The sequence below is a fragment of the Burkholderia sp. E168m23 genome (genome assembly GCF_016586125.1).
Classification (GTDB): Bacteria; Pseudomonadota; Gammaproteobacteria; order Burkholderiales; family Burkholderiaceae; genus Burkholderia; species Burkholderia orbicola.
The window spans coordinates 1-5,463 of sequence record NZ_BCPP01000467.1; the positions used below are offsets into that span (position 1 = coordinate 1).

Genomic DNA, 5,463 nt, shown 5'->3' on the forward strand with positions numbered 1-5,463 from the left:
GTGCGAGCGGCGCAATGTTCTTCAATGTCAATGCTGACTGAGGCGCTTGCGCATCTTGACCAGAGCACCCTTGTTGATCTGACAGACTCGAGCCCGCGTCAGGCCCAGCACCGCCCCGATCTCCGCTTGACTCAGATCGAATTCGTAATAGAGCTGGATGATCTGCTGCTCGCGCGCATCGAGCACGCCCAGCGCCTGTTCAAGCGAGTGGCGCAGCATCGCCCGGTGTTCAATGCCATCGCTGCCGCCGCACTCGTACCGTTCCGCGTCCTCTTCCAGCAAGGCGTCAAAGCTGACGAACTCTTGTGCGCAGTCGTCCAGTTGCAACTGCTCGTATTCGTCGTCTCCGATTTTCAGCACGTTGCACACTTCTTCTTTCGTAGGATCGCGGCGCAGTTCCCGGCGCAATGCCCGCTCAGTGCTGCGCAGACGGTGAGCACCTTGTCGTGCCGAGCGCGGACGCCAGTCCTGGCGGCGCAGTTCGTCCAGAATCGCGCCCCGCACGCGAAATAGAGCAAAATGCTCGAATTCGTCATCGGGCTCGCCGTAGCGACGCAGCGCTTCGAGCAGGCCCATCAGTCCGAGTTGCTCGAGGTCGCAGGCCTCCATCGCTCCGCCCGCCTGCGACGCGAGCTTGCGCACGATGCGCTTCACCAGCGGCGCATACTGCGTCATCCAGCGTGCCTCATCAGCAGGGGACAACGTCTGGTTCTCGCGCTGTACACTTTGGTATTCCGTGTAGATCGTTGCAGTCATCGTATTCGGTCCATCATGGCCTTCGTTACCGTCACGTTACGAGAGCGTGCGATTGGTGCCGCAGCACAATGTTCGTATTCCAAATTGAGCAATGCTTCTGATTCGAGCTATTCCATGCACTGCACATCGACCAGCGTGCGCGCGGCCGGTACGCCTCGGACCATCTCGCTCAGCGCCGGCAGCCCTTCGCACAATTCGTTTCGTTAGCCGAAAGCAGCAGATCCGGCATCAGATTGCACGGCAGCGTGTTGCCCTTGTTGCCGTGCGTTCCGATTCATGTCGTCATCCTCTTCACGTACGCTAATTCGCGAGGCGTCAATTCGAATATTGAATCGCCTCCTGCGGAGGCCAATCCGCCACCAGGCCCTCGCGTGGGCGGCTCATCGCGTGGAGGGTGCTCGCGGCCGCCCGAGCCGCTCGCCTCCCCATGGCCTTGCCGACCTGCCGAGACCTGCACGGTCACGTCGCCACCATGGCGCGCGCCGAGATCCTGGCGCAAGCTTTCTCCGATCGCCTGCAACTGGAGAACGACCTCGGGATGAGTGGCCGACAAGTGAACTGCCATGCCGTTGACGTTCTGGCGTAGGTCGATGCGTATCGATCCGTTCGAACCCGGTTCGAGTCGGATCACGGCTTGACGCATGCCTTGAGCCATCTGCACGCTCAGGCGCTCTCCCAACGCGTCGATCAGCTTCTGCTGACGCGCGGTCGGCGCACCCGTAGCCGTTGTCGGTACCATTGCCGCTTCCGGTGCCTTTGCCAATTCCGGTACCCTTGCCGCGTCCGTCAACAGTTCGGCTTGTGTCGCGCGGGTGCCTACCTCGCAGTCGGGCGTGACGGCCGATGGCCCTGTCGGAGCGATTGCGTCACCGAACGCGAGCGGGCCGAAGATCGGCGACACGTGCGTCGTCGCGAGATTCATGCTTTGGTTCAACAGCGCCCCAGGTACCGCACTCGACCGATGGTCGAACAGGCGTGCGGCCAGCATGGGCGCGACCGGTTCCTTCGCACCAACTTGCGGCAAAGCCGCTTGCTCGATCGCGCCGCGCCGGTACAAGTCCACTGGGTGCGCTGTCCCATGCGTGTGTGCCGGCAACGAAACGATGGTGGAAAGGCGTTGCGTTGCTACGGTATCGACCGGTGTGTCGCTTGTCGTCCGGTCCGGTGCGACAGTGTCGACTGCACGTGCCTCAAGTGCCTGCATAAGGCCCGGTGCGGCCACCACGCCGTCCTGCAACGACGGCATGTCGCTAGCCGGCGGTTCGGTTTCAGGCGCTCGCGCCAGTGCCAACCACGGATCCAGCACCGACACCGGATCCGCCGTAGCGTCCGTGCCGTCGTCCAGTCCGGAGCCTTCCACCAGCAAGGACTCGAAATCATCGGTTAACACGGATGGCTGCACGCCGAGCACTGCAGCCAGCACGGCGCTACCGTCGGCTGCCGTTGCCGGCGCAAGGTCGGCCATTGCCGAAAGACCGCTCATCATTGCTGGCTCCCTTGAACTGCATAGGCCTGCCAGACTTCGCGGCGATCATTGAGATCGTTCATCGCCTCGATCAGCCGTTCGGCTTCAATTTCCAATAACGAAATAGCGACGCGGTGCGCGATCGTCAGAAGTCTCAGTGCTTCCAGCTCGGCAGCGGTCAACGCCGTTCCGGTTGCCATGTTGCTCACGATATCGTGTACTTCGACGCTCAAGCACACCAGCGCGTCGAAATCGCACTTCGCAATCGCTTGTCGTACGCGCATTGCAAGTCGTAGCACATAGTCGCTCTGGTCCATGGTCTATCATCCGAATCGTTGATCGACGCCTTCCCACGCCGCGCGCAGCGTGCGAATCAGCATCGAGACTTCATCGATAAGGAGCGGATCCAGAGTGAGTCCGGCTTCATTCAGGCGTACCGTGCAGTACTCGTACAGCCGGGCAAGGTTGACGACGACCTCGTTGCCGACGTCGAAATCGAGTGCACTGGTCAGACCATGCAGCATGCCGATGCACTTGTTCAGGCTGTTGCCCTTCTCTTCGTAGCGTCCAGCTTCGATATGGGCGCGCGCGCGCGCCATCTCGTCGAGCAGGCCATCCATCAGCACAATCACCAACCGCACCGGCGACGCGCTTGCCGCCTGACTCGCCAGGTTCGTCGTCTGGTAACTGCCATAACCATGTCGGGTCGTCATTTCTTGTGTCCGCCAAGGAGGTCGTCGAGCAACTGCTTCGTGTATTCCATCCGCTTCTGCAGCTCCGCCACACGCGTGAACTGGGTCAGATATCGGTCATAGACCTGACGGTATTGCACTTCGAGCGAGCGCTCCTTTTTCTTTAACGATTGCTCAACAAGCTCAACGGACTCCTGACGACGCTTGACCTGACCGTCGACGGACGAGGTCCATGTCTTCAGGTAGGCGTCCATGCGCGCGACGATGCCCTTCTGAGGATCGGCAAACAGAGCGTCGAGGCCGTTCGGGTTCTTGGTCAGCCCGGCGTTCAGCTTGCCCGTATCGAGCGACAGTTTGCCGGTACGATCCGCCGAGATGCCGTAGTCCAACATCCGTTTCTCGCCCACTGTGGCGCGCAACAGCGCGTTCATCCGCAGTTGGAGGTTGCGCACACCGGCATCGCCGACGAACGGCCCTGCGCTTGACGGATCGTCAGGGTTGACCTTCGTCAACTCGGACAGGACACCCATTGCTTTGTTATATGCATCGACAAACGCCTGCACGGCGTCGGCCGTGCCGCCTTGGTCGAGCTTGATATCGAGCAACAACGGTGCGTCATCTTGGACCATCGACTGCTTGAACGTGACGGACACGCCCTGAATGCCGGTGAAAGTGTTGCTGGACTGCTTGATGTCGACACCGCTCTCCCCGCCAAGTTTGAATATGGCGTCTCGTGCCATCGACAGTTCGTCTGGCGTACCCGACAGAACCGCAGATAGCGCTGCATCGCGGCTGCCGCCGGTGTCGAGCGAAATCGCACCGGCCTCGCCGGTCCCGCCTGAGGTCAGCACGAGACGCTGCTCATCTTCGATCGTGACGATCGACGCAGATACCTTGCCCTTGTTGCCGGCGGCCTGATTGATCGCACGAGCCAGTTCGGCCGGCGACACGTTGCCGCTCGCGTCCGCGTTGGCCGCCGATAGGTCCACCTTGAACGATTCGCCGTTCGCGAGTGCGATTCCGAGTGTGCCCGCATCCTTGGCACCGTATGACGAGAGGCCCTTGAAAGCCACCTGATGCGCCGACGCAAGCTGCTTGACGAAGAACGCGTAACGACCGGGCTGCGCACTGGCAGCCGCCGTGGCTTCGCCTAGCGCCTGGTTCGACAGCGAAGCCTTTTGTTTGACGATGCCACCAACACCGGATAAGGCCTTCAACGCGGTCTGAAACGAACTCAACGCGCCTTGTAACCGGGTAAGCCCGGCCTGGGCAACCGCGTTGCCCGCTTTCTGGCTTTTCAGGCGCTGAACTGCATTCTGCATGTACTTTTCGGTAAGCGCCTTGGCGCTTGCCACTGGGTCTCCAATACTGCCGAACATGGCGTCCTCGCTTGATCAGAATGGGTTGGATATCGAACGTTGCTGCGACAGCCGCCTGCGCAGCCATGCCTGGGATGCCTGCTGGTCTTCGAGTTTGCGATCGCGTGCGCGCTTCTCGAGTTCGAGCGCGCCAAGCTTCTTGCTGCGAACTCGATCGATCTGCTCGTAACGCAGGCGTGCGTGGCACAAATCCGCGCGCAAGCCCGCGACCAATGCCTCGTGCTTTGCCAATTGACGCTCGTGCCGATGAATCAGATTGGCGAGCGCGGAGCGATAGCGCGCGCCGTTCATTGCTTGCTCGGGATGTACGTGCGTACCGGTGTCGACGCTTTGCATCAGCAAAGTCATTTGCGAAATATGATGGCGATAGCGAGCGCCTTCCGCGTCGCGCGCGGCGACATCGACTTCGAGCCGATCCACTTCCTTCGCACGCATCGCAACGAGTTGCGATAGTCCGGCAACGACATGTCGGGCGTTCATGCGGCAATCTCCGCCAGAATATCCAGCGTCGCCTGGCGCGGCGCGACCTCGTCCTGCGCCTGACACAGGAAGGCTTCGATCCGGTCGTGCATCTTCACGGCGTGATCGGTAACGAGATCCGCGCCGGCCACGTAGCCGCCCAGCGGGATCAGATCGCGAACATTGGCGTAGCGAGACATCATTTGCTTGACCTTGCGTACCGCGTCGATCTGCTCGCGCGGCGCCACGAGCGACATGCAGCGGCTGACCGAGCGCAGCACGTCGATCGCCGGGTAATGCCCCTGGGAGGCGAGATCGCGCGACAGCATGATGTGACCATCGAGAATCGCACGCGCCGTGTCGACCACGGGGTCCTGTTCGTCGTCGCCTTCAGCCAACACGGTGTAGATGGCACTCATGCTGCCAACACCTTCGCCGTTGCCCGCGCGCTCCACCAAACGTGGCAACATGCCGAACACCGAGGGCGGATAACCGCGCGTGGCCGGCGGCTCGCCCAGCGCCAGCGCGATTTCCCGCTGCGCCATCGCGTAACGCGTGAGGGAATCGATCATCAGCAGCACATCGTTGCCGGCATCGCGAAAGTGTGTGGCAACCGCGTGGCACAGCTCGGTCGCCATCAAACGCATCAGTGGGGATTCATCCGCCGGTGCGACCACGACGATGGCTTTGGACAAGCCTTCGGGGCCAAGCG

6 protein-coding genes and 1 pseudogene are annotated in these 5,463 nt (G+C 61.5%); all 7 read right to left on the reverse strand.

Annotated features, from left to right (window positions below; genetic code table 11):
- Window positions 1–27: 27 nt before the first annotated feature.
- A complete protein-coding gene (locus JMF90_RS22185; protein ID WP_201317446.1) occupies window positions 28–756 on the reverse strand; it encodes a FliA/WhiG family RNA polymerase sigma factor in 729 nt (242 codons plus the stop codon).
- 274 nt (window positions 757–1,030) lie between these two features.
- On the reverse strand, window positions 1,031–2,242 hold the full coding sequence (locus JMF90_RS22190) for a flagellar hook-length control protein FliK (RefSeq protein WP_201317447.1): 1,212 nt from the start codon (window positions 2,240–2,242) through the stop codon (window positions 1,031–1,033).
- On the reverse strand, window positions 2,239–2,538 hold the full coding sequence (locus tag JMF90_RS22195) for a hypothetical protein (protein ID WP_054928513.1): 300 nt from the start codon (window positions 2,536–2,538) through the stop codon (window positions 2,239–2,241). Before JMF90_RS22195 ends, JMF90_RS22190 begins: the two co-directional genes overlap by 4 nt.
- 6 nt (window positions 2,539–2,544) lie before the next feature.
- Window positions 2,545–2,934, reverse strand: coding sequence for a flagellar export chaperone FliS (fliS, locus tag JMF90_RS22200; protein WP_054928514.1), 390 nt, complete (start codon window positions 2,932–2,934; stop codon window positions 2,545–2,547).
- Window positions 2,931–4,292, reverse strand: coding sequence for a flagellar filament capping protein FliD (fliD, locus tag JMF90_RS22205; protein WP_201325434.1), 1,362 nt, complete (start codon window positions 4,290–4,292; stop codon window positions 2,931–2,933). Before fliD ends, fliS begins: the two co-directional genes overlap by 4 nt.
- 15 nt (window positions 4,293–4,307) lie before the next feature.
- Window positions 4,308–4,772, reverse strand: coding sequence for a hypothetical protein (locus JMF90_RS22210; protein WP_201317449.1), 465 nt, complete (start codon window positions 4,770–4,772; stop codon window positions 4,308–4,310).
- Window positions 4,769–5,463: pseudogene (gene fliI, locus JMF90_RS22215) on the reverse strand (flagellum-specific ATP synthase FliI); the annotation flags it as partial. The pseudogene fliI and the gene JMF90_RS22210, both read right to left, overlap by 4 nt.